At 70.0% G+C, this 26,906-nt stretch carries 28 protein-coding genes; 9 read left to right on the forward strand and 19 right to left on the reverse strand.

The genetic code is table 11. From position 1 onward, the window contains the following. Positions 1 to 6 precede the first annotated feature (6 nt). Genes H521_RS0109330 through H521_RS0109350 form a run of 5 tightly spaced genes read right to left on the reverse strand, consistent with a single transcriptional unit; the run spans position 7 to position 5,738 of the window. Positions 7 to 858, reverse strand: a complete 852-nt coding sequence (locus tag H521_RS0109330) for a phosphonatase-like hydrolase (RefSeq protein ID WP_022892756.1) — start codon at positions 856 to 858, stop codon at positions 7 to 9. Then, positions 855 to 2,009, reverse strand: a complete 1,155-nt coding sequence (locus tag H521_RS0109335; protein ID WP_051159252.1) for a TIGR03364 family FAD-dependent oxidoreductase — start codon at positions 2,007 to 2,009, stop codon at positions 855 to 857. Before H521_RS0109335 ends, H521_RS0109330 begins: the two co-directional genes overlap by 4 nt. 26 nt (positions 2,010 to 2,035) lie before the next feature. Then, positions 2,036 to 3,850 carry a phosphonate ABC transporter, permease protein PhnE gene (gene phnE / locus H521_RS0109340; RefSeq protein WP_022892758.1) on the reverse strand — a complete coding sequence of 605 codons (1,815 nt, stop codon included), beginning with the start codon at positions 3,848 to 3,850 and terminating at the stop codon, positions 2,036 to 2,038. Further along, positions 3,847 to 4,752 carry a phosphonate ABC transporter ATP-binding protein gene (gene phnC / locus H521_RS22560; RefSeq protein ID WP_022892759.1) on the reverse strand — a complete coding sequence of 302 codons (906 nt, stop codon included), beginning with the start codon at positions 4,750 to 4,752 and terminating at the stop codon, positions 3,847 to 3,849. Before phnC ends, phnE begins: the two co-directional genes overlap by 4 nt. 56 nt (positions 4,753 to 4,808) lie before the next feature. Then, positions 4,809 to 5,738, reverse strand: a complete 930-nt coding sequence (locus H521_RS0109350) for a phosphate/phosphite/phosphonate ABC transporter substrate-binding protein (RefSeq protein WP_022892760.1) — start codon at positions 5,736 to 5,738, stop codon at positions 4,809 to 4,811. A gap of 287 nt (positions 5,739 to 6,025) precedes the next feature. Here H521_RS0109350 and H521_RS0109355 point away from each other — a divergent pair, with 287 nt between their 5' ends. Together H521_RS0109355 and H521_RS0109360 are read left to right on the forward strand one after the other, a co-directional pair. Next, a complete protein-coding gene (locus tag H521_RS0109355; protein ID WP_022892761.1) occupies positions 6,026 to 6,658 on the forward strand; it encodes a GntR family transcriptional regulator in 633 nt (210 codons plus the stop codon). After that, positions 6,655 to 7,125 carry an OsmC family protein gene (locus H521_RS0109360; RefSeq protein WP_040424314.1) on the forward strand — a complete coding sequence of 157 codons (471 nt, stop codon included), beginning with the start codon at positions 6,655 to 6,657 and terminating at the stop codon, positions 7,123 to 7,125. The genes H521_RS0109355 and H521_RS0109360 overlap by 4 nt, the downstream gene beginning before the upstream one ends. A 19-nt stretch (positions 7,126 to 7,144) precedes the next feature. Here H521_RS0109360 and H521_RS0109365 read toward each other — a convergent pair whose 3' ends face one another. The 6 genes from H521_RS0109365 to H521_RS0109390 form a co-directional block, all read right to left on the reverse strand. Continuing rightward, positions 7,145 to 7,339 carry a hypothetical protein gene (locus H521_RS0109365; protein ID WP_026482127.1) on the reverse strand — a complete coding sequence of 65 codons (195 nt, stop codon included), beginning with the start codon at positions 7,337 to 7,339 and terminating at the stop codon, positions 7,145 to 7,147. Next, positions 7,336 to 8,253, reverse strand: coding sequence for an SDR family NAD(P)-dependent oxidoreductase (locus H521_RS0109370; RefSeq protein ID WP_026482128.1), 918 nt, complete (start codon positions 8,251 to 8,253; stop codon positions 7,336 to 7,338). The genes H521_RS0109365 and H521_RS0109370 overlap by 4 nt, the downstream gene beginning before the upstream one ends. Beyond that, positions 8,250 to 8,600 carry a chorismate mutase gene (locus tag H521_RS0109375; RefSeq protein ID WP_022892762.1) on the reverse strand — a complete coding sequence of 117 codons (351 nt, stop codon included), beginning with the start codon at positions 8,598 to 8,600 and terminating at the stop codon, positions 8,250 to 8,252. Before H521_RS0109375 ends, H521_RS0109370 begins: the two co-directional genes overlap by 4 nt. Continuing rightward, positions 8,593 to 9,864 (reverse strand): RNA polymerase sigma factor, encoded by a 1,272-nt coding sequence (locus tag H521_RS22565; protein ID WP_022892763.1) that lies wholly within the window; start codon positions 9,862 to 9,864, stop codon positions 8,593 to 8,595. Before H521_RS22565 ends, H521_RS0109375 begins: the two co-directional genes overlap by 8 nt. Beyond that, positions 9,864 to 10,235 carry a YciI family protein gene (locus tag H521_RS0109385; RefSeq protein ID WP_022892764.1) on the reverse strand — a complete coding sequence of 124 codons (372 nt, stop codon included), beginning with the start codon at positions 10,233 to 10,235 and terminating at the stop codon, positions 9,864 to 9,866. The genes H521_RS22565 and H521_RS0109385 overlap by 1 nt, the downstream gene beginning before the upstream one ends. Positions 10,236 to 10,300: 65 nt before the next feature. Next, a complete protein-coding gene (locus H521_RS0109390; RefSeq protein ID WP_022892765.1) occupies positions 10,301 to 10,975 on the reverse strand; it encodes a DUF998 domain-containing protein in 675 nt (224 codons plus the stop codon). A gap of 185 nt (positions 10,976 to 11,160) precedes the next feature. Between H521_RS0109390 and H521_RS0109395 the strand changes: the two genes are divergently transcribed. Next, complete coding sequence (locus H521_RS0109395; protein ID WP_022892766.1) at positions 11,161 to 11,655, forward strand: hypothetical protein; 495 nt, start codon at positions 11,161 to 11,163, stop codon at positions 11,653 to 11,655. 102 nt (positions 11,656 to 11,757) lie between these two features. Here H521_RS0109395 and H521_RS0109400 read toward each other — a convergent pair whose 3' ends face one another. From H521_RS0109400 to H521_RS0109425, 6 genes are all read right to left on the reverse strand, one after another. Further along, the gene (locus H521_RS0109400; RefSeq protein ID WP_022892767.1) at positions 11,758 to 13,077 is read right to left on the reverse strand and encodes an FtsX-like permease family protein; all 1,320 of its coding nucleotides are present in this window, start codon (positions 13,075 to 13,077) and stop codon (positions 11,758 to 11,760) included. Continuing rightward, positions 13,074 to 13,775, reverse strand: coding sequence for an ABC transporter ATP-binding protein (locus H521_RS0109405; RefSeq protein ID WP_022892768.1), 702 nt, complete (start codon positions 13,773 to 13,775; stop codon positions 13,074 to 13,076). The genes H521_RS0109400 and H521_RS0109405 overlap by 4 nt, the downstream gene beginning before the upstream one ends. A 113-nt stretch (positions 13,776 to 13,888) precedes the next feature. Beyond that, positions 13,889 to 14,656 (reverse strand): hypothetical protein, encoded by a 768-nt coding sequence (locus H521_RS0109410; RefSeq protein ID WP_022892769.1) that lies wholly within the window; start codon positions 14,654 to 14,656, stop codon positions 13,889 to 13,891. Further along, positions 14,653 to 15,561 carry an ABC transporter ATP-binding protein gene (locus tag H521_RS0109415; protein ID WP_022892770.1) on the reverse strand — a complete coding sequence of 303 codons (909 nt, stop codon included), beginning with the start codon at positions 15,559 to 15,561 and terminating at the stop codon, positions 14,653 to 14,655. The genes H521_RS0109410 and H521_RS0109415 overlap by 4 nt, the downstream gene beginning before the upstream one ends. Then, complete coding sequence (locus H521_RS0109420) at positions 15,558 to 15,917, reverse strand: GntR family transcriptional regulator (protein ID WP_022892771.1); 360 nt, start codon at positions 15,915 to 15,917, stop codon at positions 15,558 to 15,560. The genes H521_RS0109415 and H521_RS0109420 overlap by 4 nt, the downstream gene beginning before the upstream one ends. Positions 15,918 to 16,072: 155 nt before the next feature. After that, a complete protein-coding gene (locus tag H521_RS0109425) occupies positions 16,073 to 16,972 on the reverse strand; it encodes a DMT family transporter (protein ID WP_040424369.1) in 900 nt (299 codons plus the stop codon). Between the two features lie 221 nt (positions 16,973 to 17,193). Between H521_RS0109425 and lpdA the strand changes: the two genes are divergently transcribed. Next, complete coding sequence (gene lpdA, locus H521_RS0109430; protein ID WP_022892773.1) at positions 17,194 to 18,594, forward strand: dihydrolipoyl dehydrogenase; 1,401 nt, start codon at positions 17,194 to 17,196, stop codon at positions 18,592 to 18,594. Positions 18,595 to 18,835: 241 nt separating this feature from the next. Here the strand turns inward: lpdA and H521_RS0109435 are convergent, their stop codons facing one another. Continuing rightward, positions 18,836 to 20,452, reverse strand: a complete 1,617-nt coding sequence (locus H521_RS0109435) for a solute symporter family protein (protein WP_022892774.1) — start codon at positions 20,450 to 20,452, stop codon at positions 18,836 to 18,838. Continuing rightward, a complete protein-coding gene (locus H521_RS0109440) occupies positions 20,452 to 20,844 on the reverse strand; it encodes a DUF485 domain-containing protein (RefSeq protein ID WP_022892775.1) in 393 nt (130 codons plus the stop codon). The genes H521_RS0109435 and H521_RS0109440 overlap by 1 nt, the downstream gene beginning before the upstream one ends. Before the next feature lie 192 nt (positions 20,845 to 21,036). Here H521_RS0109440 and H521_RS22570 point away from each other — a divergent pair, with 192 nt between their 5' ends. The 5 genes from H521_RS22570 to H521_RS0109465 all read left to right on the forward strand — a co-directional run bounded on the left by H521_RS22570 (position 21,037) and on the right by H521_RS0109465 (position 26,901). After that, positions 21,037 to 22,263 (forward strand): sensor histidine kinase, encoded by a 1,227-nt coding sequence (locus tag H521_RS22570; RefSeq protein ID WP_022892776.1) that lies wholly within the window; start codon positions 21,037 to 21,039, stop codon positions 22,261 to 22,263. Beyond that, positions 22,260 to 23,006, forward strand: a complete 747-nt coding sequence (locus tag H521_RS0109450; protein WP_022892777.1) for a LytR/AlgR family response regulator transcription factor — start codon at positions 22,260 to 22,262, stop codon at positions 23,004 to 23,006. Before H521_RS22570 ends, H521_RS0109450 begins: the two co-directional genes overlap by 4 nt. Then, on the forward strand, positions 23,003 to 23,407 hold the full coding sequence (locus tag H521_RS0109455; RefSeq protein ID WP_022892778.1) for a DUF485 domain-containing protein: 405 nt from the start codon (positions 23,003 to 23,005) through the stop codon (positions 23,405 to 23,407). Before H521_RS0109450 ends, H521_RS0109455 begins: the two co-directional genes overlap by 4 nt. Then, positions 23,404 to 24,876 carry a sodium/solute symporter gene (locus H521_RS0109460; protein WP_022892779.1) on the forward strand — a complete coding sequence of 491 codons (1,473 nt, stop codon included), beginning with the start codon at positions 23,404 to 23,406 and terminating at the stop codon, positions 24,874 to 24,876. The genes H521_RS0109455 and H521_RS0109460 overlap by 4 nt, the downstream gene beginning before the upstream one ends. 69 nt (positions 24,877 to 24,945) lie before the next feature. Continuing rightward, positions 24,946 to 26,901, forward strand: coding sequence for a carboxypeptidase-like regulatory domain-containing protein (locus H521_RS0109465; RefSeq protein ID WP_022892780.1), 1,956 nt, complete (start codon positions 24,946 to 24,948; stop codon positions 26,899 to 26,901). The last annotated feature ends 5 nt before the right edge of the window (positions 26,902 to 26,906 follow it).

Raw genomic sequence — 26,906 nt, forward strand, 5'->3', positions numbered from 1 at the left:
ACTCCCCTACTCGCTGCGGAGGCCGAGCAGCGCGGGCAGCTCGGCGATGCTGTCGATGACGGCGTCGGCGCCCGCGAGCGTGAGCGCGTCGCGGTCGTGCGCCCCGCTCAGCACACCGACGACGAACCCGGCGCCGGCGTTCACGCCGGACTCCATGTCGCTGACGGTGTCGCCCACGACGACCATCGCGTCGACCGCGCTGGCGCCCGTGCGCAGCAGCGCGGTAAGGGGCATGTCGGGGTACGGGCGACCGCGGCCGGCATCGGCCGGCGAGAGCACGACGTCGGCGAGGCCGTGCCAGTCGAGCGCGTCGAGCAGTGCGTCTCGCGTCGCGGGTGCGAAGCCGGTCGTGAGGGCGACGGATGCCCCGGCTCCGCGCAGCTCCCTGATGACGTCGGCCGCGCCGGCGATCTCGGCGACGCCCTCGCTCGCGACGAGCTCGGCGTAGGCCGTCTCGAACGCGGCGTTGCCCCGCTGCGCGGCGTCTTCGTCGCCGTCGGTGAGCACCCGGAAGACCGCGATCTTCGACTGTCCCATGGTGTCGCGCACGTACCGCACGGCCGACTCGAAGGCGTCGCCGCTCGCGATGCCGCTGCGTTCGGCGGCGAGTGCGAACGCCCGCTCGACGACACCGTCGTCGGCGACGGTGGTGCCCGCCATGTCGAGCACGATGAGCTCGATGTCGCCCTCATCGGGGTCGTCGGACTCCTCGAGGTCGTCGAGGTCGTCGAGCTGCTCGTCGAGCGCGTCGACCTCGAACTCGCGAGCGCCGGTCTCGCTCGGTTCGGTGAGTTCGGCCAGTTCGTCGAGCTCGGCGAGTTCGTCGTCGGAGATGCCGACGGGTGGGTTCGTGGTCATGATGCGCCTCTCTGCGGGGTGGTCGTTGCGGGTTCGAATGCTCCGACGACGTGGTCGGCGAGGCCGAGCCCGGTCGTCATGCCGATGCCGGTGGTCGCGCTTGCGAGGTGCACGCCGGGCTCGACCTCCTCGATGAGGAAGTCGTTCGGGCCGCTCGCGTACACGCCCTGCCAGCGCTCGATCACGCGCAGGTGCTCGAGTCCGAACAGTTCGCGGGTGACCTCGAGCAGCGATTCGAACGCGGACTCGGCCTGGAACGGCGCGACGCTGACGCCGCGTACGTGCGTGTCGCCCACGATGAGCGAGCCATCGGGCAGCTGCGTGTACATCTGGTTCAGGTCGAGCGCGGCGAGCGCCGGCGACTCGGCGTGCAGCCGTTCGCGGAGCGCGACCGCCGCGGGCGTCGCCGAGAAGGCGCCGTAGCGCACGAGCGACCACCCGGTGAGGAGCGGTGCCACGAGCGGGATCCGCAGCTCGGTCGAGACGCGCAGCATGTCGAGGGCGCAGCGCACGATGCCGACCCGCTCGGCCACCTCGGGGTAGAGCAGGTCGATGTCGTGGTTGACGGCGACGACGACCCGGCCCGCGTCGATGGGACCGCGACTCGTCTCGACCCGGCCCGGTCGCACTGCGCCGACCGCGGTGCGGCGGCGGAATTCGACGCCCTCGCGCTCGAGATACGCGGCGAGCGCGCCGATCGCCTGCCGCGGGTTCGCCTGCAGGTCCTGCGGCAGGAACGCACCGCCGACGGCTGAACCCGGGGCGAGCGGCATCCGCTCGTTCGCCTCGGCGGCGGAGAGCAGCTCGACCTCTGCGCCGCCGCGCGCCGCCGCGAGCTCCTGCAGCACGGCGAGTTCGTCTTCGCGGCGCGCAGCCACGAGGGTGCCCGATTCGCGGATCCACACGCCGGCGTCGCTCGCGAGCCCGAGCCACAGCTCGCGCGAGGCGAGGGCGAACTCGCGGGCGAGACCGGCCTGCGGCGTGAAACACAGGTGGCCGAAGTTGCGCACGGATGCCCCGGCGGCCTCGCTGCCCCGCTCGATCACGACGACCCGCTGACCGCGCCGGTGCGCGGCGAGTGCGGCACCGAGGCCGATGATGCCGGAGCCGACGACGGCGACGTCGAAGCCGCTCATCGGGCTCGTGCTCATCGGGCTCATGCTCATCGGGCTCGTGCTCATCGGAACACCCGCCGCATCCACACGGCGACGCCCTCGACGACGAGCACCGTCACGAGGATCATCAGCACGATCGCGGTGACCGCGGCGTAGTTCGAGCCCTGCCCGGCGTTCAGCAGGTAGTAGCCGATGCCGCCGCCGCCCACGATGCCGAGGATCGTCGCCGCCCGGATGTTCGTGTCGAGCAGGTAGAAGCTGTGCCCGATGAGGGCGCGGGTGCCCTGCGGGAGCGTCGCCGAGGCGTAGACCTGCGTGCGGCTCGCGCCCGTGGCGTGCAGCGCACGCTCGGGCCCCGACCGCACCTCTTCGAAGGAATCGGCGATGAGCTTTCCGAGCAGGCCGATGCCGCCGAACGCGAGTGCGAGCGTGCCGGCCTGCGTTCCCAGGCCCGTGATGACGATGAGCACGATCGCGAGGATCACCTCGGGGATGCCGCGGATCACGACGAGCAGCAGGCGCATCGACGAGCGCACCGTGCCGTTGGGCGCCACGTTGCGCGCGGCGAGGGAGCCGACGAACACCGAGAACACGAAGGCGAGCAGGGTCGCGGCGAGCGCGATGCCGATCGTCTGCATCATGGCGCCGACCATCGTCGCCATGTCGTAGTTGCCGAAGCTCGGCGGCCAGAACTGCACGGCGATCGCGGGGATCTTCGCCCAGAAGGTGATGAGGTCGCCCCACTGGATGTTGCAGATGAGCACGCTGCCGACGACGACGGCGAGCGCGATCCAGCCCCACGCGGTGTTGCGGATGCGCACGGCATCCCACGGGCGACGGAGCGCCGCGTGGAGGTCGTGGGACACCGCCTGTCGAGGAGCCGACGAAGGAGGCGTATCGAGACCAGCCGACGAGGTCTCGATACGCTCGCTGGCGCTCGCTACTCGACCGGCGGCCGCGCGGTTTCTGGCGTTCGCGACACCGCGCACCACGCGGTCGCCGAGGCCGCGACCCGTCGGAGCGATGCCGAGCATCGCCTGACGCACGACGCTCGAGACGATCTCCATGGCGACGCAGAGCAGGAACATCACGATCGCGATGCCGAGGCCCTCCGAGTAGTTCAGCGACTTGAAGGCGAACGACATCTCCATGCCGAGACCGACGACGCCGACGTAGCCGAGGATGACCGAGCCGCGCAGGTTGATGTCGTTGCGGTGCAGCACTGTCGCCACCCACGAGGGCAGCACCTGCGGCAGGATTCCGCTCGTGAACTCCTGCAGCTTCGAGCCGCCTGATGCGCGAATGGCGAGGCGCGGGCCCTCGTCGATCTGCTCGATGGCATCGGCGAACAGCTTGGAGATCATGCCGATCGAGTGGAGCCCGATGGCGAGGATGCCGGGCAGCGAGCCGAGCGAGAACATGAGCACGAAGACCATCGCGAGCACGACGTCGGGCACTGCGCGGGTGAAGACGCCGACGAAGCGGCCGAAGGCCCGCCACCCGGGGCCGGGCGTCGTGTTCGAGGCCGCGAGGTAGGCGACCGGCACCGAGATCACGGCGGCGAGCAGGGTGCCGCAGAGCACGAGCCCGATCGTGAGTGCCGTGAGGTAGGCGAGCTCCGCCGGCTCGGGGAAGGTGATGGGGCCAACCCGAGCGAAGAACCGCTCGGCGTTGCCCCAGCTCTCGACCATGCTCGGAATCGAGATGCCCGAGTCGGCGAGGGCGATGACGGATGCCACGACGATCGCGCCGAGGGTCAGGGTCGCCGCGATCCGCTCGGCTGAGACGCGGCGGCGGGGTGCGCGCTCGAGGATCGAGGGCGGCGGAGTCGGACTCTGCCGGCTCGGCGATGCGGCGGAAGGCGCGGTGAGCGTCATGATCGCAGCGAGCCGTCGACGAGGGTGGCGCTGTCGAGATCGGCGCTGTCGAGATCTGCAGCAGCCGCGGCATCCGCGAGCTCGACCTCGATGGCGGAGAGTTCGGTGGTGGAGGTGGCGACGCGGCCGTAGATCTCCATGACGGCGGCCTTCGACAGGCCCTCGACGGGTGTGTCGAGCGCGACCTCGCCGTGGCGCAGGCCGACGATGCGGTCGCCCCACGAGAGCGCGAGGTCGACCTGGTGGAGGCTGCAGACGACGGTGAGGCCCTCGTCCATCGCGATCTCCCGGATGAGGGCCATGACCTGCTCACTCGACTCGGGGTCGAGTGAGGCGACGGGCTCGTCGGCGAGGAGGATCTCGGGGTTCTGCATGAGGGCGCGCGCGATCGCGACGCGCTGCTGCTGCCCGCCCGAGAGGGTGTCGGCGCGCTGGTACGCACGATCGAGCAGGCCGACCCGGTCGAGGTGTCCGAGCGCCGTGAGCTTCAAGCGCCTGGGGTAGCTCCAGAGCCCGATGCGCGGCCCGCGGAGCTCGGCGAGCGCCCCGGTCAGCACGTTCTCGAGCACCGTGAGCGATGGCACGAGGTCGAACTGCTGGAACACGAAGCCCATGCGGCTGCGCAGGGCCCGGAGGCGCCGGCCGGTCAGGCGCGGCACCTCCTGGCCGAGCACGCGCACGGAACCCGATGTCGGCGTCTCGAGGCCGTCGAGATGCCGCAGCAACGTCGACTTGCCCGAGCCCGAGAGGCCGAGGAGCACCACGATCTCGCCCCGCGAGACCGTGAGCGATGCCCCCTGCAGCGCCACGGTGCGGCCGAACTCCTTCGTGAGTCCGGTGACGTCGATGACGACCGATTCATCGGTGGCGTTCGCGTCGTCGATCCGAGCTGACTCGTTCATCTGCTGCTCCGTGTTCCTGCGTGGTTCGATCTGCCGTGCTGGTCAGTGACCGGGCGTCAGCCCTGGCACTGCTCCGCGTTCGTCTTCTCGCAGATGTCGCGGATGGTGTCGTAGTACGCGTCGTCGACCGGCGACGTGGCGAAGAACGCGCTGCGGAAGGCGTCACTGTCGGCGCTGTCGATACCGGCCGCGATGATGTCGTCGATCGTGACCTCGCCGAGGATGCCGACGAGCTGCGTCTTCAGCTCTTCGGGCAGGGTGTTCGACATGACGATCGGCGCACCGGGCACCATGGTCTCGGCGACGACCTCGACCTTGTCGCTCTTCTCGACCTCGCTGTCTTCGGCGAAGCCGGCCTCGCACTCGACGCCCTCACCGGTCTTGGTGACCGAGACGTCGTGCTTGCCCGCGAACACCGGCGTGACGTCGGTCTCGGGGTCGATGCCCTCGTTCAGCAGGTTGTAGCTCGGGAACAGGTAGCCCGAGGTCGAAGACGGGTCGACGAAGCAGACCTTCTTGCCCTTGAAGCCGGCGAGGTCGGTGATGTCGCTGCCCTTGGGCACGATCGCCTGCGAGAAGTAGCCGGGCTCCTGGCCCTCTTCCGTGATGATCGACGAGATCGGCGTGAGCGCCGCGCCGTTGTTCGACGCCGTCACGTAGGTGAAGCCAGAGAACGAGGCGACGTCGATCTTGCCGGCGACCGCTGCCTCGATGAGCGCGGCGTAGTCGGTCGACTCGTGGTACTCGACCGTCTTGCCCGTCTCCTGGGCGATGTAGTCCATGAGCGGCTGGTAGTTCGTCTCGGTGTCGACCGAGTCGGGCACGACACCGAACACGAGCGTGTTCTCGTCGACCGCGAACGTCACATCGCCCGAGGCATCCGCTGCCGCGTCGTCGGCCGCAGAGGGCGACGAGCAGGCGGCGAGGCCGACGGCGAGCAGGGCCGCCGCTGCGATGGCGGGCCAGGCCTTGGTGGAGAGTCTCATCGGAAACCTTTCGTGACCGCTGCGCCCGGTGCAGGCGCATGCTGTGTGTTCCGTTGCCCCAACGTAAGCAGCCGCCGCCAACGCGGGACTGCTTCGTGGTTACGGGAAGGTGAACCGCGCGCATCGAGCCGTTGCGCGTCCGCGTCGCGCTTGGCTCTCATCGAGAGTGCACTCCCCACCCCGGAACCGGCGGCCACTGCACGCTCGACGCATCGGTGGCATGCGCCCGCCCGGTGTCAAGGATCAATGTATGCATTGTTGGCGTATTGCATGCAATAATCTCTCGCATGACCGTCTACGACGAATTGCGCGAGCTCGTGCTCGGCGGCGCCCTCGATCAGGCCACGAGGTTCAGCGAGTCATCGCTCGCCGAGCGACTCGACGTGAGCAGAACGCCGGTGCGTGAGGCGCTGCAGCGGCTCGAGGCCGACGGGCTCGTCGTCGCCCAGGGCCGCGGCGTGCGGGTGCACATGCGCGACGCCGACGAGCTCGCCGAGCTCTACGAGGCCCGCTCGGCGCTCGACGGCCACGCGGCATCCGCTCTCGCGACCCTCGTGCGTCGCGGCGAGATGGCGCCCGCCCGACTCACCGAACTCGACGCGATCGCCGACGAGACCGATGCGCTCACGCGCAGCGGCGACCTCCCGGCTGCGACGGAGCGCAACCGCGGTTTCCACCAGCGCATCGCCCAGCTCGCCGGCAACACCGTCGTCGTCGCGACGCTCGACCGCTACTGGGACCAGATCGTGGTCTCGACCCGCCATCGCCTGGGCGAACGCGAGCGCGTGGCATCCGTGCACGACGAACACCGCGACATCCTCGCCCGCATCGCCGCAGGCGACGCCGACGGCGCACGCCTCGCCGCCGCAGATCACGCCCTCACGACCCGCCGCATCGCCACCGAACGGAGCACGAAGTGACCACCACCCACCACTACGACCTCGGGCTGCACTGGACCGGCAACCTCGGCACCGGCACCGCGACGTATCGCGGGTACGGCCGCGACCACGAGGTCACCGCCGACGGTCTCCCGCCGATCCCCGGGTCGTCCGACCTCTCGTTCCGGGGCGACCCGGCGCGCTGGAACCCCGAGCAGCTGCTCGTCGCCTCGATCGCTCAGTGCCACATGCTCTGGTACCTCCACCTCGCTGCGGGTGCGGGCGTCGTCGTCACCGATTACGCGGATACCCCGACCGGCGCGATGCTCGAAGAGCCGAACGGCAGCGGGCAGTTCAGCGAGGTCACGCTGCGCCCGCGGGTCACGATCGACGCGAACAGCGACCCGCACCTGGCGGAGGAACTGCACGAGCGCGTCGGCGACTATTGCTTCATCGCGCGTTCGGTGAACTTTGCGGTGCTCCATGAACCGACGACCCTGACCGCGTGAGCCGCGGGGGTCGCTCGGCTCAGCGGCGGATGCGCCCCGGCCCCATCGCGGCGCCGAGGCCGGTCGCGATGATGCCCGCGAAGAGCCAGCCGTAGCGTCCGGACACGACGCCGATGACCGCGAGCACGATGCCGATCGCGACGACGGTGCGCGAGAGGATGCGCCGCACCTTCGGCCGCGCGAAGAACCGCGGCTTCTCGGTCGGTTCGGTCATGCGACGCCGAAGGTCTCGCCGGTGGCCGCTTCGGCGAAGGCCCAGAAGCGAGCGCCGATCGAGGCATTCTTCGTCGTTCGCGTCGGCGTCTGCAGGTTCGGCGCGCCCTTCGTCAGGAACCGGGGACCCCAGAACTGGCCGCCCTCGACGCCGGGCGCGGTCAGCGCATGCAGCGTCACCTCGGCCCCGCGATGCTTGCCCTGCGCCCACGGCGTCTGCAGCGCATCGGCGAAGCGCGCACCGGCGGTCGGCTCGTTGACCCCGGGAACCCGTGGCGTGCGACCGCTGATCGCGTATCCCGGGTGGGCCACGACGCTCATCGTCGTGGAGTCCGCCGCCCGCAGCCGCCGGTCGAGCTCGAAGGCGAGCACCTGGGTCGCGATCTTCGACTGGGCGTACGCCCGCCAGAAGTCGTAGCCGCGCGTCAGCTGCAGGTCGTCGATGCGGAACGTCGAGAGCAGCGTCGAGAACGAGCCGAGCGCGACGACGCGAGCGCCCGGTGCGAGATGCGGCAGCAGCCGGGCCAGCAGGGCAAAATGGCCGAGCACGTTGGTGGCGAGCACGAGCTCGTTGCCGTCGGGCGACTCGAGGCGCACTCCCGGCGTGTGCACCATGCCCGCGTTCGTGACGATGCCGTCGAGCGGCGGCCGGTGCAGCAGCCGCGCAGCGCCGGCGCGCACCGAGTCGAGCGAGGCCGTGTCGATGACGAGAGGCTCGACGGATGCCTCTGGGCGAGCGCCGCGAATGGCGGACAGCGCCGCCTCGAGCCGCTCAGGGCTGCGCCCGGCCAGCACGACATGCGCGCCGGCACCCGCGAGCCTGGCCGCAGTGAAGAATCCGAGCCCGCGGTTGCCGCCGGTCACGAGGTAGCGCTTGCCCGCTTGCGACGGGAGCGCGATCGGGTACCAGCTCACAGCTCGCCGGCGTTGCCGATGCCGGCCGTGCCGCCCGCGTTGTTGGCGAGCTCTTCATGGTGCTGGATCACCTCGGCGACGACGAAGTTGAACCACTTCTCGGCGAACGCCGGGTCGAGGTGCGCGTCGATCGCGAGGTCGCGCAGCCGCGCGAGCTGGCGCCGCTCGCGATCGGGGTCGCTCGGCGGCAGGCCGTGCGTGGCCTTCAGCCGGCCGACCTGCTGCGTGAACTTGAAGCGTTCGGCGAGCAGGTGGATGAGGGCCGCGTCGATGTTGTCGATGCTCGATCGGATGCCGAGCAGCTCGCTCATCGCGGCATCCCGTTCGTCGAAGGGCCCGTCAGTCATGCAACGAGCGTACTTCCATCCGCACAGCGCGCTCGTGCAGGTAGCGCTGCTCGATGAGGTTGCCGGTCATCTCCGCCGCCGCCCTGAACTCCGTGCTCGCGAGCCCGTGGTCTCCCGTGAGCCCCAGCAGGTGGGCGCGTACGGCCCGCACGCGGGCGCTCACAAGCGCGTCGGCGGAGAGATCGTGCTGCCGGTCGAGGTCGTCGAGCAGGGCGAGCCCGCGCTGCGCACCGTAGGCGTGAGCGACGGCGACCACTCGGCCGAGCCGCACGGGGGCGGTCGGCTCGAGCTGCTCCAGGCCGAGGTAGAGCGCGGCGATCTGCGGCCAGTCGGTCTCAGCCGCGTCAACGGCCTCGGCGTGCACGGCCGCGATCGCGGCCTGCAACTGATACGTGCCGACGCTGCGCTGACGCCAGGCCCGCTCGATGAGGGCGCTGCCCTCGGCGATGAGTGCGGCATCCCACCGACCGCGATCCTGTTCCGCCATGGGCACGAGCTCTCCCGAGGCATCCGTTCGCGCGCCTCGCCGGGCCTCGGTGAGCAGCATCAGGGCGGTGAGGCCCTGGGGCTCCGGGTCGTCCGGCAGCATGCGCTGCAGCAACCGGGCGAGCCGAATCGCCTCTTCGGTGAGATCGCGACGCGCCAGCGTATCGCCGGAAGTCGCGGTGTACCCCTCGTTGAAGACCAGGTAGAGCACCCGCATGACCGCCTCGATGCGCGGCCGCAGGTCGCCCTCGAGCGGCAACGCGAAACGCGCGCCCGCCTTCTTCAGCTGCTGCTTCGCCCGGCTGATGCGCACCGCCATGGTCGGTTCGCTGACACCGTAGGCGTGAGCGATCTCCGCGGTTGTGAGACCGCCGACGGCGCGCAGAGTCAACGCGATCTGCGAGGCGGCACGGAGCGCAGGATGGCAGCACAGCACGAGCAGGTGCAGGCTGTCGTCGTGGTCGACGACGGTCGGGCCCGGTGTTGTCGGATCGACGAGCGATGGGTCGGATGCCGCGGCCTCCGCTTCGCGGCGGTGGGCGGCCTGCTCGGAACGCAGCAGGTCGATCATCTTGCGATAGGCGACGCGGATGAGCCAACTGCGCGGTTCGGCCGGGACGCCGTCGGCCGGCCACTGGCGACTGGCCGCGATGAGTGCCTCCTGCACCGCATCTTCGGCCACGTCGAAGCGACCGAAGCGGCGCACGATCGCGCCGAGCACCTGAGGCGCCTCGGAGCGCAGCAGGTGTTCGACGGTCGTGTCGCGGGCGCCGGGCATCAGGCGGCGAAGTCGTCGCCCATGATCGGACGGATCTCCATCGGCTCGCCGAGCACGGCGACCATGCGCGAGACGATGTCGCGGGCGCGTTCGAGGCTCGCGACGTCGATCACCGCGAAGCTCGCGAGCACCTCCTTCAGCTCGGCGAACGGCCCGTCGGTGGCGACGACGCCCGACTCGGCCTTGCGCACCGTGGTGGTCACGGCCGGGTGGCCGAGGCCCTCGCTCGTCACGAACTCGCCTGTGGCACGAAGCTCCGCCTCGAATTCCTGGTAGGCGGCGAATGCTGCCAGCGCCTCTTCCGACGGGGTGTCTGCTGTCGCGGCATCCCAAGCCGCGGCGGGGGTGTAGCTGAGCACGAGGAACTTCATGGTGTTTCCTTCCAGACGGCGCGGTCGTTGCCACGCTATTCGGGTTCGATGAATGGAGCGGGCTTTCAGGCGGCCCGGCGGAGTCGCAGCGCGACCACCGTCGTCCAAGTGAAGGCGACGATCCCGGTGAGTGCGACTTGCACGCTCGCGCTCTCGGGCGAGACCGGCAGCAGCATCACGAGGGCCGTCACACCGTTGCCGATCGCCGGCCACAGCGCCCGGCGACGGATGTCCCGTACGAGAAGCACGATGCAGGCGACCGCGAGGGCGGTGAAGGCGATGGCGGCAGCGGCGGAGTGCACGATCGAGTGCCACGACATCGGCACCGCGCCTTCGGGTGCGCTGAGCGGGAAGCCGAACTGCGGATCCATGACGAAGCAGCCTGCTGCGATCAGGCCCGCACCGAAGATGCCGATGAACAGTGGTGCCGCTCGCCGGCCGAGGCCTTGCGTCACCCGCCGGTGCACGATCGCGAGGGCGAGCACGCCGAGCCCGGTGAGCACGAATGTCGCGATCTGGATCCAGCCGAGCTCGCCGGTGGAGAGTTGGCTGAGCGGGTGCTTGCGCAGGTCGAAGCCCGGGCGGGTCAGCATCTGGGCGATGGCCGAGCCGTAGAAGAGCGGGCCAGCGAGCGCGGCGGCCAGCGCCAGGCGCCGAGTGGAGCGGCGGCGGCTCGACGACGTGGTCGGCGGTGCGGTCAGCTCGCCGGCCGCGCCCGGAGTGGTGGTGTGTGCGGTCATTTTTCCTCCCGGGGGTGTGGGTTCGGTGTTGTACAGCTACCTCGGAGCTGCCTGAGCCGTCTTGACATCGCGGACCGAAATTCCTTCGCTCGAGATTTCTGCTGCTCGATGTCAAGGACGCGGTCGTGGCTCCGAGGTATCCATGACGGCGCCGACCGAGGCACCGCGAACGAGAGGAACCGACCATGCACGACCGAATCGAAACCGTGAATGTCACCGCGAGCGACACCGCGAACGACGTCGACGCCTACGGCCTCGGCGAGCAGCCGGATCCCACCCCTGAGCTGCGTGCGCTCGACCGGCTCGTCGGATCGTGGACGGTGACCGGCGGCGCCGAGGGCACCGTGCGGTACGAGTGGATGCCGGGCGGGTACTTCCTGCTGCAGCACGTCGAACTCACCCAATTCGAGCAGCAGATCACCGGCTTCGAGGTCATCGGCAATCTCCACCCGTTCGGCGAGCCCGTCGGCGCCGACGTCGTCTCGCGCTTCTACGACTCCGCGGGCAACACGCTGGACTACGTCTACGAACTCGTCGGCGACACCCTCACGATCTGGGGCGGCGCGAAGGGCAGCCCGGCGTACTTCCAGGGCAAGTTCAGCGCCGACGATCAGGTCGTCGACGGTGCCTGGGTCTACCCGGGCGACGGCGGGTACCCCTCGACGATGACGCGCGCCTGACCGCTGCGGCACTGGATGTCGAAGCGGGTTGAGCCCGCCGAACCCGACCGCTTCCCGGCAGGGGTTCGACGGGCTCGACCCGCAGAGGTCGGCGAACCGGCCTCAGTTCGTGGCAGCCGCCCGCTCGAGCATGGGCCTCGTCGCGAGCAGCCCGAGCCACACGACGCCGATGCCCGCGGCCAGCACGCCCGCGATGACCGCGAGCGAGAGCGGCGCGACGATGATCGTGAGCCCGGTGAGCGGCAGCATCACGATCGCCGCGGTCACGGCGGAGCCGATCGCGGTGATGCGCAGCGGCGACATGACCGCCCGGCGACGGGCGGCATCCATGGTCGGCGTCGGCATGCCGAGCATGCCGAGCGAGCGGTACAGCTCGCCGCGATCGAGGATGCCGGCGGCCTGGTTGACCCCGACGGAGCACGCCACCATGAGGAACGAGCCGACCACGGTGATCAGGATTCCGGTGCGGATGTCGGCGAAGAGCTCTTGCGACTCGGCGTCCGCCGCCTCGCCGAACGAGCCGAGCAGCGCGATGCCGACGCCCGCGAACACGGCCATGAAGCTCGTCATCGCCACCCCCGAGACCTGTCGCCACGCCGCCTTGGGCGACTCGAGCACCGCACGGGCCGCGAGCAGCCGGGCAGGCACCTTGGCCTGTTTGGCCTGCGACTGCGCGACGAGCCGGATGACCCACGGGCCGATCAGGTTGAGCACTGCGATGCTGCCGCCGAACGCGGCGCCGAGCATCGCGAGGATGAGCATCGCCGAACCGGCCACTTGCAGCACGCTCATCACGAGGAAGGCGAGGGCGATGACCGCGACGCCGATGACGATGCGCAGCCAGTGCAGCTTCGGCGCGTCTTGCTTCGTGCGCACGCCGAGCGGGGAGATCACGACCTGGCGCAGGCCGAGCACGGCGCTCACGATGGCAAGCAGCGCGACCCCGAGCACCACGCCGAGGATCGTGAGCGGTGCGAGCACGACGCCCTCGATGCCGAGTGCCTCCCCCCGGAACGGGATCAGCGCGAGCAACGGTACGAGCACGAAGTAGAGCGCTACGCCGGCGAGGGCGCCCACGACCGCGAGCACGACCGACTCGATCACGGCGAGTGCCGAGACTGTGGCCGGTGTCGCGCCCAGCAGTCGCAGCGTCGCGAGCCGGTCGTCGCGCCGGCGTGCGGAGAGCCGGGCCGCTGCGCCGCCGAGCGAGGCGAGCGGCACGACGAGCAGCACGAGCGCGACGACGGCGAGCGCCTGGTACGTCACGCCGACATCGCCCGACCAGCTCCAGAACGACTGCGCGCCGCCGAGCACGGTGAGCAGCAGCGCCGTGACGATCGCGAACGCCGTGATCGGCAGCGCGCTCGCGGCGGCCCCCGCCGTGCCCGGTCGGGCGAGCAGCCAGGCCACCCGGCCGATCATGCCGACACCCCCGGCACCCGTTCGCCGACGATGCGCCCGTCGCGCATGTCGACGATGCGGCTGCAGCGCCCTGCGACATCCGCGTCGTGCGTGACGACCACGAGCGTGCGGCCCTGGCCGGTCGTCGAATCGAGCAGCGCGCGCATGACCTCGGCCGAGGTGGTCGAGTCGAGCGCACCGGTCGGCTCGTCGGCGAAGACGACGGATGCCCCGGTGACCTGCGCCCTGGCGATCGCGACGCGTTGCGCCTGGCCGCCCGAGAGCTGGCCGATGCGGCGGTCCTCCATGCCGGCGAGGCCGAGAGCCGCGAGCCAGCCGCGGCCGTACTCCTCGGCGCGCAGGCGCGGCATGCCGTTCAGCATGAGGGCGAGCGCGACGTTCTCGACGGCGGTGAGCTCGGGAATGAGCAGCCCCTGCTGGAAGACGAAGCCGTACGCCTCCCGCCGCAGCCGCGAGCGCTCGCGCTCGCTGAGCGCGGTCACGTCCACCCGGCCTGCCCCCGACTGGAAGGCGACGGTGCCGGTATCGGGGCGGGTGATGCCGGCGAGGCAGTGGAGCAGCGTCGTCTTGCCCGATCCCGAGGCGCCCATGATGGCGAGCGACTCGCCGGTTCGCACCTGGAGGTCGACGCCCGCAAGCGCGTGCGTCTGGCCGAAGGACTTGCTGAGGCCGGATGCCTCGATCACGAAGGAACTCATAGCCTCGAGCCTGCCGGGGCGGGGCGGGCCGGCGCGTCGGGCGGAGGTCGCATTCACGCGAAGAGGGCGTCATCCTCGCGGATGACGCCCTCTGTGCCGTGCGGAGCTGCGACTCAGCGGGGTGTCGCCCGCCGGATCACGAGGTACCCGCCGACGGCGAAGGCCACCGCGAAACCGAGCACGATGGTGAAGCCGCCCACGACGCCGATGCTGCCGAACCACTCGAAGAGGGCCATCCAGCCGCCGCTGAACGTCTGGTATGCGACGAAGACCAGCAGCAGCGCGATCGCGCTGAACATCACGATCATCATGCCCCGCATGCGCCACCGCATGTACACCGTCGTGACGCTCGCGCCGACGAACAACACGAGGAGCTGCAGCGCCAGCGTCGTGTAGAAGTCGACGAGCCACCCCTGCTGCCCGTACCAGAGGGAGTCGAACATGGCGATGCCGACACCCCAGCCATTCGTCGCCTTCTCGATCTGCACGAGCGTGGCGATCGCAACGGCGTTCAGCAGCGAGACGAGGCCGAACATCATGCTCGTCCCGATCCAGAAGTCGCGGCGAGTGGTGCCGAAGCCCAGTGCGAACGAGAACGTCAGGCCGATCGCCTGCACGCCGACGACGACGAGATACCACTGCGGCGAGAGCACGGCCCAGCTGTAGCGCATGCCCTTGGCCATGTCGTCGACAGGCCCGCCCGCGCCGGTGATGATGAGCCCGATGATCATCATGATCGCCCAGGCGGAGCCGAGGATGAGCCAGGGCACTCCGAAGAAGATCGACGGGTTGACGGCGTGCAGGCGCACGATGCGCCAGATCTCGTGGGCCCGTGACCGGGCCTCGGTACGCGGGATCGACTGCTCGATGACGGCGGTCATGCCGCAACCTCCTGTTCGGTCGAATCGGCACGCAGGTCGGTGCCGGTCAGGTGGATGATGAGCTGCTGGAGCGAGACGGGTGCCAACTCGAGCCCCGCCTCGGCCGCCCGGATGCGGTCGGCCTGGTCGAGTCGGCCGTCGATGGTGGCCGATGCCAGCCCACCGAGGCCCTCGCGACCGATGACGGGACGATCGGCGACGAACGACTCGACGGCGGCGCGCGGGCCGGCGACCGTGGTGGCCGAGCCTCGCAGCTCGTCGGCGTCGCGATCGAACAGGATGCGGCCCTGGTCGATGAGGATGACGTGCTCGAGCAGGTTCGCGACCTCGTCGATCAGGTGGGTCGACAGCACGATCGTGCGGGGGTGCTCGGCGTAGTCCTCGAGCAGCCGGTCGTAGAAGATGTGCCGCGCGACGGCGTCGAGCCCGAGGTACGGCTCGTCGAAGAAGGTGAGTGGTGCCCGGGAGGCGAGACCGACGATGACACCGACCGCTGAAAGCTGGCCGCGTGAGAGCTTCTTGATGCGGCGCTTCAGGGGCAGCCGGAAGTCGGCGACGAGTTGCTCGGCGAACGCGGCATCCCAGTTCTCGAAGAACCACGGTGCCGCCTTGAAGACGTGGGCCGGCGTGAAGTCCTCGGGGTAGCGCTGCGATTCGGCGATGAAGCACATGCGACGCAGCACGTCGGCGTGCTCGGCGGGTTCGCGGCCGAAGACGTCGAGTTCGCCGGCATCGGGGAAGAGTTGCCCGGTGAGCATCTGCATGATCGTCGTCTTGCCGGCGCCGTTGCGTCCGAGCAGGCCGTAGATGCGGTTCTCCTCGAGCGAGAAGTTCACCGCGTCGACGGCCGTGAACGAGCCGTAGCGCTTCGTGAGCCCGGTGGCGTGCACCACGGTGCGGGTCATGATTCGATCCTTTCCGCGCGGAGCATGCCCGCGAGTTCGTCGATGCCGATGCCGAGCTTCTCGGCCTCGATGATGAGTGGTCTGAGGTATTCGGTGGCGAATCCCGCCCGCCGTCGTTCGACGAGCCGCTCACGGGCCCCGATCGTCACGAACATGCCGATTCCCCTTCGCTTCTCCACGATGCCGTCGTCGACAAGGCGGGTCACCCCTTTCAGTGCGGTGGCCGGGTTGACGCGCAGGAAGGCGGCGAACTCGTTCGTCGATGGAATCTGGCCGCCCTCGGGCAGCGAGCCGTCGATGATGTCGTTCTCGACCTGTTCTGCGATCTGGATGAAGATCGGACGTGAGTCGTCCATACCCGCCCATCTGTTCCGGCTGAACCTTGGTTGGTTCATTACTTGTGTAACTAACCAACCATGTGCGCGTACCGTTGTCAAGTGCCCGCCGGTCGAGTAGGCGCACCAGCGCCGTATCGAGACCACGCGACAGGTCTCGATACGCTCCTTCGTCGCTACTCGACCGACGATCGCCGCGGCAGCCGCAGACGGCCCTGCGCGAGCAGGATGCCGAGCAGCACGAGCACCGCGCCGAGCGGCTCGTGCCACGAGAAGCGCTCGCCGAGCAACAGCACGCCGAGGGCCACGCCGACGACGGGCGTGACGTACGTGACGGTCGATGTGCCGGTGGGCCCCCATGCGCGAAGCACGTTGATGTTCCAGATGTACGCGAGCCCCGTGCCCAGCACGCCGAGCGCGAGGAGCGAGCCCACGACGGCCAAGTCGAGGTCGACCGGCGACAGCGCGACCCAGGGCGTCAGCACGAGCATGACGACCGCCGAGACCCCGATCGAGAGGAACGCGAACGTCGCCGGGGCGATCGGGCGCTGGCTCAGGAAGCGGCGCTGGTAACCGAAGGTGAAGCCGTAGCAGACGGTCGCGACGAGGCACGCGAGCTGCCCCGCGAGGCTGCCGGTGAGCGCCGAGTACTGCCACGGCCCGATGATGACGAGCACGCCGACGATGCCGACGCCGACGCCCGCCCACCGGCTCAGCCCGAGCCGCTCGACCCGGAAGACGAGGGTCGCCATGAGCGCCGTCATGATCGGCGTGGTCGCGTTGTAGATCGAGGCGAGGCTCGACGAGACGTACTGCTCGGCCCACGCGAAGCAGAGGTAGGGGATGACGCAGGTCGTGAGCGACACCACGAGGAAGTGCAGCCACACCACACGCTCGCGCGGCAGCACCGGGCCCCGCGTTCCGTCGGGCGCGACGACTCTCGGCCGCATGACGAGCACGATCACGCCGAGCGCGAGCGCCCCGAGCAGCGTGCGAGACCACGCGACCTGGCCGAACGAGACCCCGTCGAGCGCGACCTTCATGAAGAGGAAGCTCGCACCCCACACGATGCCCATGGCGAGGAACTGCACCCACGTCGAGAGCCTCGACGGCTGCGACGAAGCGGATGCCGCGGCCACGCGATTCGGTGCGGTGCTGGTGTTCACTGCTCGAGCGTATGCCCGGCCGCCGACACCCCGATACGCCCGCCGGGGTGCCTGTCCGGAACCCGCCGTGACGGCATCGGATGCCCCGTTCCCTCTCCCGCTCGCCCGGCCGCCGCGCCTAGGCTGGCGACATGACCACCCATTTCGATGTCGTCGTTCTCGGCGCGGGCCCGGGCGGTTACGTCGCCGCGGTGCGCGCCGCCCAGCTCGGTCTCCGCGTGGCCGTGATCGAGGAGAAGTACTGGGGAGGTGTGTGCCTGAACATCGGGTGCATCCCCTCGAAGGCGCTGCTCCGAAACGCCGAGCTCGCCCACATCTTCACCACGCAGGCCGCGACCTTCGGCATGTCGGGCGAGGTGAGCTTCGACTACGGCGTCGCCTACGAACGCAGCCGCCAGGTCGCCGAGGGGCGCGTCAAGGGCGTGCACTACCTGATGAAGAAGAACGCGATCACCGAGGTCGACGGTCGCGGCACGTTCCGCGATGCGAACACCATCGACGTCGCGAAGGCTGACGGATCGACCGAGACGCTCACCTTCGACAACGCGATCATCGCGACCGGCTCCCGCGTCAAGCTCCTGCCGGGCGTCGAACTCTCGCCGAACGTGGTCACGTACGCGACGCAGATCATGGACCGCGACCTGCCGCGGTCGATCGCGGTCATCGGCGCCGGCGCGATCGGCATGGAGTTCGCGTACATCGTGCGCAACTTCGGCGTCGAGGTGACCATCATCGAGTTCCTCGATCGGGCGCTGCCCAACGAAGACGTCGACGTGTCGAAGGAGATCACGAAGCAGTACCGCAAGCTCGGCGTGCCGATCCTCACCTCGACGAAGGTCGAGACGGTCACCGACAACGGCACCTCGGTCACGGTGGCTTACACCGGTGCCGACGGCCAGCCCGGGTCGCTCGAGGTCGACCGCGTGCTCATGGCAGTGGGCTTCGCCCCGAACGTCGACGGCTTCGGCCTCGAGGCCACCGGGGTCGAGCTCACCGACCGCGGTGCGATCGGCATCGACGAGTTCATGCGCACGAGCGTGCCGCACATCTTCGCCATCGGCGACGTCACCGCGAAGCTCATGCTCGCCCACGTCGCCGAGGCGATGGGAGTCGTCGCGGCCGAGACGATCGGCGGCGCCGAGACGATGTCGCTCGGCGACTACCGCATGATGCCGCGCGCGACCTTCTGCTCGCCGCAGGTCGCGAGCTTCGGCCTCACCGAGCAGCAGGCGCGCGACGAGGGCTACGACGTGAAGGTGTCGACGTTCCCGTTCTCGGCCAACGCGAAGGCGCACGGACTCGGCGAGCCCACGGGCTTCGTCAAGCTCATCGCCGACGGCGAGCACCTCGAACTGCTCGGCGGGCACCTCATCGGGCCGGATGTCTCGGAACTGCTGCCCGAGCTCACCCTCGCCCAGAAGTGGGATCTCGGCGCCCTCGAGCTCGGCCGCAACGTGCACACCCACCCCACGCTCTCCGAGGCGCTGCAAGAGGCGTTCCACGGCCTCGCCGGCCACATGATCAACATGTAAGCCTGCCCACGGGGGTCTCGATACGCTCCTTCGTCGCTACTCGACCGGCGTTCCCGCCGGTCGAGTAGGCCGCGACGGAGGAGCAGCCGTATCGAGACCCGCCGACGACACGAGGGGCGGATGCCGCAGCGTGCTGCTGCGGCATCCGCCCCTCGGTGTTCATCCGACCCGGCTGGGCAGGCGATGCCGCCGGGTCGAAGTGTTCCCGGCGGCGGGTGAGACCTCCCGCCGCCGGGAATTCTCAGTGGCTTGTCGCCTTCTCGGCTCCGACGCCGGTCAGCGAACGAACCTCCATCTCCGACTGCTTCAGCGGGTCCTCCTTGGTCTTGTCGAGCACCGTGCCGAGCCAGCCGAGGAAGAACGCCAGCGGAATCGAGACGATGCCGGGGTTCGAGAGCGGGAAGATCGCGAAGTTGATCTCCTCGGTCTTGAGCATCGAGGTCACCGAGCCCGAGACGACGGGCGAGAAGATGATCAGGATGATCGCCGAGGCGAGACCGCCGTACATGCTCCAGAGGGCGCCCTGCGTGGTGAAGCGCTTCCAGAAGAGCGAGTAGACGATCGTCGGCAGGTTGGCGGATGCCGCGACCGCGAACGCCAGCGCGACGAGGAACGCGACGTTCTGCCCGTTCGCCCCGATGCCGCCGATGATCGCGACGACGCCGATGATGACCACGGTGCGACGTGCGACCTTGACCTCGGCGCCGGGCTCGGGCTTGCCCTTCTTGACAACGCTCGCGTAGATGTCGTGCGCGAACGACGCAGCGGCGGTGATCGTGAGGCCGGCCACCACCGCAAGGATCGTCGCGAAGGCAATCGCCGAGATGAGGCCGAGCAGCACCGGTCCGCCGAGCTCGAACGCGAGCAGCGGGGCCGCCGAGTTCGGGCCGCCGGGTGCGGCTGCGATGACATCGGCGCCCACGAGGGCCGCCGCGCCGTAGCCGAGCACGAGCGTGAACACGTAGAAGATGCCGATCAGCCAGATCGCCCAGACGACCGACTTGCGCGCCTCCTTCGCCGTGGGCACCGTGTAGAAGCGCATGAGCACGTGCGGCAGGGCCGCGGTGCCGAGCACGAGGGCGAGGCCGAGCGAGAGGAAGTCGACCTTCGCGACATCCGAGACCCCGTACTTGATGCCGGGGTTCAGGATCTCGGGGTTGCCCGCGACCGCGACGGCGTTGTCGAGCAGGGTCGAGAAGTTGAAGCCGTTGAGCGCGAGCACCCAGACCGTCATCACGCCGGCACCGGCAATGAGCAGCACGGCCTTGATGATCTGCACCCAGGTCGTGCCCTTCATGCCGCCGATGAGCACGTAGAGGATCATGAGCGCGCCGACGACGGTGATGACGAGGGCCTGGCCGAGCTGGTCGCCGACGCCGAGCAGCAGCGAGACGAGACCGCCCGCGCCCGCCATCTGGGCGAGCAGGTAGAAGAAGCAGACGACGAGGGTCGTGGTGGCCGCGGCGATGCGCACGGGCTTCTGCTTCAGCCGGAACGAGAGCACGTCGGCCATCGTGAACTTGCCGGTGTTGCGCAGCAGCTCGGCCACGAGCAGCAGGGCGACGAGCCAGGCCACGAGGAAGCCGATCGAGTAGAGGAACCCGTCGTAGCCCGTGATCGCGATCGCTCCGACGATGCCGAGGAACGACGCCGCCGAGAGGTAGTCGCCGGCGATCGCCGAGCCATTCTGCCCGCCCGTGAACGAGCGGCCGGCGGCGTAGTAGTCGGCGGCGGTCTTGTTGTTTCGGCTCGCGCGGAACACGATGATCATCGTGATCGCGACGAACGCGCCGAAGATGGCGATGTTCAGCCACGGCTCGCCCGGAGAGGCGGCGGGGGCGGCAGCGAAATGCAGCATCAGCGGTCTCCCTCCGATCGGGCCGCGCCCGAGAAGGCGGCGACCGAGGTGCCCGATTCGATCTCGTCACGCAGGTTCGCGGCGATGGGGTCGAGCTCGCGATTGGCGTAGCTGACGTACCACATGGTCACGGCGAAGGTCGTGACGACCTGGGCGAGACCGAGCAGGATGGCGATGTTGATGCTGCCGAACACGGGCGTCGACATGAAGTCGTGCGCGTAGCCGGCGAGCAGCACGTAGGCGAGATACCAGAGTAGACAGGCACCGAGCACGGGGAAGACGAACCTCCGGTGCTTCGAACGCAGGCGCTGGAACTCTTCGGATTGTTGCACCGCGCGGTAATCGACGACGGGGGCCGTCTCGGTCTCCGCGCTCAGGGCGTCGTTGCCCATCGCGTCTCCTTCGGGGTCGCGGTGAACGCATCGTTCGCCGCATCGAATGTTCGGTCGGCCCACTCTCGCGCGCTCGGCCGACGGCATGGGGCACCCGCCGTTCGTCGTCGCTGAACGGCGCTCACCGTGCGACGAACGGCGGGTCGGCGACGACGAACGAGCGGAGGGAACCAAGGGGTTACGCTGTCGTGCATGCCCGAGTCGACGCTGCTCGCCGCCGCCCTCGGCGTCGTCGGCGGCGCCCTCGCGGTCGGGCTCGTGCTCTTCCTGCGGCGCATCGTGCTCGCCTCGAAAGAGCTCGGCACCGACGCCGAGCAGGCGACGTACCAGACGCTGCACCTCGCATCGCGAGCGGCGGAGCACTTGCGCGGGGGCATCGACGAGCTCGACGCCCTGCGCGCGGGCAAGCACCTGCGCGCACTGCTGGGCTGCGAGAGCCTCGCGATCGTCGACCGATCCGGCACGATCGCCATCGACGGCGACGACGCCGTGCGGCCGGTCGCCGAGCGACTCGCCGCGGCGGCGCTCGCGAGCGGTCGGCAGCAGGTGCAGCGGCGCATCCCGATCGGGGCGTGGGAGACGGATGCCGTCGTCGCGCCGATCCTCGGCGGCGCCGGGCCGCTCGGGGCCGGTCCGCTCGGCGCCATCGTGGCGTTCGCCTCGCCCGTGCGGTCCGGGCTCGTGCGTGCCACGGGCGAGGTCGCGGAGTGGGTCGCGGCGCAGATCGAACTCGGCGAGCTCGACGCATCCCGGGCCGCCCTCGCCGAGGCCGAGGTGCGGGCGTTGCGCGCGCAGATCAGCCCGCACTTCATCTACAACTCGCTGAACGCCATCGCGTCGTTCATCAACACCGACCCGGCGCAGGCGCGGGAGCTCGTGCTCGAGTTCGCCGACTTCACCCGCTACTCGTTCCGCCGGCACGGCGACTTCACGACCGTGGCCGAAGAGCTGCGCTCGATCGACAGCTACCTGCGGCTCGAACGCGCCCGCTTCGGCGAGCGCCTGAAGGTCACCCTGCAGATCGCGCCGGAGGTGCTCTCGACGGTGGTGCCGTTCCTCTCGATCCAGCCGCTCGTCGAGAACGCGGTGCGGCACGGCCTCGAGTCGAAGGAGGGCGGCGGCACCATCACGATCGAAGCGGCCGACTCGGGCGCATTCGCCGAGATCAGCGTCGAAGACGACGGCGTCGGCATCGACCCCCAGACCCTCGCGGCGGTGCTCGCCGGAGGCACGCCCGGCGGCGAGCACGTGGGCCTCCGCAACGTCGATGCGCGCTTGCGTCAGGTTTACGGCGATGAGCTGGGCCTCGTCGTCGAGACGAACGTCGGTGCGGGCACCCTCGTGCGCATGCGGGTGCCGAAGGCCGGGCCGAGGCGCCCCACCGCGGCAACGAGCCCCGATGGGAGACTTGAGCCATGATCTCCGTGCTCATCGCCGACGACGAGCAGCCCGCGGTCGACGAGCTCGCCTTCCTGCTCGGGCAAGACCCTCGGGTCGGCGTGATCCACCAGGCGTCGTCGGGCGCCGAGGCGATCCGCCTGCTCACGCGCGAACCGGTCGACGCCGCCTTCCTCGACATCCACATGCCGGGTCTCACGGGCTTCGACCTCGCCCGCGCGCTCGCGCGATTCGAGCAGCGCCCGGTGCTCGTCTTCGTCACGGCCGATGAGGAGGGCGCGCTCGAGGCCTTCGACCTCGCCGCGGTCGACTACCTGCTGAAACCCGTGCGCACCGAGCGGCTGCACCGCTCGGTCGGCCGCATCGTCGAGGCGCTGAAGGCCGGCCAATCGAGCCACACGGCCGTCGAGGCATCCGCTGCGCCCGAGCTGATCGCGGTCACGCTCGGTGGCACGACCCGCATGATCCGCCGCGACGACGTGCGCTACGTGCAGGCGCAGGGCGACTACGCGCGCCTGCACACCGAAGAGGCGAGCTACCTCGTGCGGGTGCCGTTGAGCGACCTCGAACGGCAGTGGGCGGATGCCGGTTTCGTGCGGGTTCACCGTTCGTACCTCGTGTCGCTCGCGCATCTCAGTCGCCTGCGGCTCGGCTCCGACCACCCGAGCGTGACCGTCGGCCAGGCCGAGTTGCCCGTGAGCCGGCGGCTGCTGCCGGCGCTGCGCGAGCGACTCGACCAGGCGATGATCCGGCCGAGGCCATGAGCGACGAAGGAGCGTCACCACCGGCCCGAGTGCGCGTCACGGCTCCGCGGCCGGGCGGAGCCGCGTCACCTGCGACTGGGACCGTCGATCGCGCGCTGCCGCACGTGGGAGCCGGCGCACCGACGAGCGACATCGCGGGCGTCTACGCGCGCTCGCTGATCCGCTCGCAGTTGCGGCTTGCGATCGTGTTCGCGGTGGGATTCGTCGCCGCGACGGCCCTCTTCGTGCTCGCGATCGTGCTCGTGCCCGGGCTCGACGACTCGTTCGTATTCGGGGTGCCGGTGTCGTGGCTGCTGCTCGGCATCGGCGTCTACCCCCTCACGATCACGGTCGGCGGCCTGTACGTGCGAGCGGCGAGTCGCAACGAGGCGCGCTATCGCTCGCTCACGGAGGAGGAGTGAACCCCGTCATCGGCTACGCCGCGATCGCCGCCGTGGCGCTCGCCTCGGCGCTGATCGGCTTCTACGGGCTTCGCATCTCGCGCACGACGAGCGACTTCTACGTCGCCTCGCGCACCGTACGCCCGTGGTGGAACGCCTCGGCGATCGGGGGCGAGTACCTCTCTGCGGCGTCGTTCCTCGGCATCGCCGGCCTGATCCTGCTACAGGGCGCCGGCGGGCTGTGGTTCCCGATCGGCTATACCGCCGGGTACCTCATGCTCCTGCTCTTCGTGGCGGCGCCGCTGCGCCGCTCGGGCGCGTTCACGATCCCCGACTTCACCGAGGCACGGCTCGAGTCGATCTGGGCGCGACGCGTGACCTCGACCCTCGTCATCGTCGTCGGCTGGTTCTACATCGTGCCGCAGCTGCAGGGGGCCGCACTCACCGTGCGCATCACGACGGGCCTGCCGTCGTGGGTCGGCTCCGTCGCCGTCGCGATCATCGTCGGGGTCATCGTCGCGGCAGGCGGCATGCGGTCGATCACCTTCGTGCAGGCGTTCCAGTTCTGGCTGAAGCTCACCGCCCTGGCGGTGCCGGTGGTGGCGCTGCTGCTCATCCTGGGCGGCGGCGAGCCCGCGCCCCAGCTCACCCCGGCCGAGGCGTTCCCGCCAGCAGCCGGCCCCGCCGAACTCGACGCCTACCGCACCGTCTCGCTCATGGTGGCGCTGCTGCTCGGCACCCTCGGGCTGCCGCACGTGCTCGTGCGCTTCTACACGAACCCCGACGGCGTGGCCGCTCGTCGCACGACGGTGATCGTGCTCGTACTGCTCTCGGTGTTCTACCTCTTCCCGACCGCGTTCGGCCTGCTCGGCCGGGCGTTCGCCCCCGACCTCGCCGCCTCGGGCGAAGCCGACGCGCTGGTCCTGTTGCTGCCAGGGCGCCTCGTGCCGGGAATCGGCGGCGAGCTGCTGACGGCGCTCGTGATCGCCGGGGCGTTCGCCGCATTCCTCTCGACGTCGTCGGGCCTCGTCGTCTCGCTCGCGGGCGTCATCAGCCAAGATCTGCTCGGCGGCAGCGTGCGCGGTTTCCGCATCGCAGCGATCGCCTCCTCGTTCATCCCCCTGCTGGTCGCGCTCACCACGGAGTCGGCCGGGCTCGCCGGCAGTGTCGGGCTCGTCTTCGCGTTCACGGCATCGACCCTCTGCCCCATGCTGATCCTCGGTATCTGGTGGCGAGGTCTCACCGCCCGCGGCGCGATCGCGGGCATGGTCGCGGGGGCCGTGCTCTCCGGCGCGGCGATCCTCGGCGGCCCGCTGTTCTCGGCGGCTGCGCCGGCGCTTCGCCCGTTCCTCGAGCAGCCGGCGGCGTGGACGGTGCCCATCGCGATCACCGTCACGGTGCTCGTGTCGCGCGCCGACCGGCACCGCATTCCACGCGGGGCCGATGCGTTCCTCACCAGGCTGCACGTGCCCGAGCAGCGGGTTCGCTGAGGAGTGATCGACGGGTGTTGTTCTCGCACGAAGGGTGCGGCGAACGAGCACCGCCGTTAGCATGAGCAAATGCTTCGGGGGAATCGCACACTGCTCACCGCGCTCACCGGCCTGATGGCCGCAGCTCTCACCGTCACCATCGCCGCGACACCGGCGTCGGCGGCGACGACCGCCAATTGGGCGACGTGGGCTCCGCTCACCGGCTCGGGCGGTGCCTATGCGACGTCGATGACGCTCGCCGGACAACCGGCGCTCACGGCCCAGGTGTCGAGCGACTCGCGTGGCGCGGCTGCTGTCGTCTCGGGGGCATCCATGTGGCTCTCGGAGGGCACGCCCGTCGGCGAGAAGTACGGCTCGAGCCGCGACCAGCCGTACCTGAACCTTCGGCCGAAGGCAGACAGCGCCACCGCGCCGTCGACGACGACCTACTCGTTCGCGTCACCGACGCCGACGTCGGGCTGGACCTTCGTGCTGGGCGACATCGACGCCGACCAGGTGCGCATCCAGGCCATCGGCGCCGACGGCGCACCGCTCACGGCGACCGAACTCGGGTTCCGCGAGGGGTTCAACTACTGCGCCGACGGCGTGGTCGGCAAGCCCTCGTGCGACGGCGACGCCCTCGACGTGCCCGAGTGGGACCCGGCGGCCATGACCCTCACCGGCAACGACGCGGCCGAAGATACGAGCGGCGCCGCGGCCTGGTTCGAACCGCAGACGTCCATCTCGTCGCTGACCTTCGTCTTCACCCGCCGTGCAGGCTTCCCCGTCTACCAGACCTGGTTCGCCTCGCTCGCGCGCGACATCACCGGCACCGTGACTGATGCGGGCACCGGCCCGGCCGACGGGGTCACCGTCAACCTCATCGACGCGAACGGCGACATCGTCGGCACGACCACGACAGCCGGCGGCGGGCTGTATTCGTTCGAGGGGTTCTTCGCGACCGACGGTTACATCGTCGAGGCCGTGCTCCCCGCGGGCAAGATAGCCGTCGACGCGAATCGCAAGCCCGCAGACTTGACGACCGACGACGCCGTGGTCGACTTCTCGATCCGCGACATCGTGCCCGTCGCGGTCTCAGGCACCGTCACCGATGCCGACAACAACCCGATGCCCGGTGTCGAGGTCACGATCGGCGGCGTTACGAGGACGACCGACTCGAACGGTAACTATCTCTTCGACGAGGTGCCCGTCGGCTCGCACACTGCCACCATCCAGACGCCCGACGGCTACAGCCTCGAGACCGATCCGCTGCCGTCGTTCACGATCGAGGTCGGTGATACCGAGCCCATCACCGGCATCGACTTCGTCGTGGCCGCGAACCCGACCCTCTCGGGCACCGTCACCGCGGCCGGCACCGGCGTTCCCGGTGTCACCGTCACCGCCGAAGGGCCCGACGGAACGCTCTCGACGGTCACCGGGGCCGACGGCACCTACAGCTTCCCACTGCTGCCGTCGGGCGAGTACACCGTGACGGTGACCGCCCCCGATGGCACGAGCGTCGTGGGTTCGCCCACTCGGGCCGAAACCGTCACCGACGGCGATGTCGAGAACGTCGACTTCGAGCTCGTCCGGTTCGGCAGCATCGAGGGCACCGTGTTCCTCGACGACGGCACCCCGTTCCCCGCTGCCACCGTGACGGTGAGCGGAGCCGGCGATTCCAGCGTGCTCACGACCGACGCGACCGGCGGGTACGCCCTCGGCACGCTGCCTCCGGGCGAGTACACGATGACCCTCACCGTGCCGGCCGGGTACACCGCCGTCGGCCCCGCCACGCGCACGGTGACGATCACCGCCGCCGGCGAGGCGATCTTCGACCAGGACTTCGTGCTGCTGGCCGACACGCCGGCTCCCACGCCGACACCGACACCGACGCCCGGTGGCAGCGGCACGGCACCCGCGGGAACCCTGCCGGCGACGGGTGTCGACCCGGCGACCGGCACGATCGCGATCGCGAGCCTGCTCGCCGCCCTCGCGGGAGCGGCGCTCGTCGCCGTCACCGCACGTCGGCGTCGCGTCACGGGCTGACCCCG

The organism is Agromyces subbeticus DSM 16689, assembly GCF_000421565.1.
GTDB classification, from domain to species: domain Bacteria; phylum Actinomycetota; class Actinomycetes; order Actinomycetales; family Microbacteriaceae; genus Agromyces; species Agromyces subbeticus.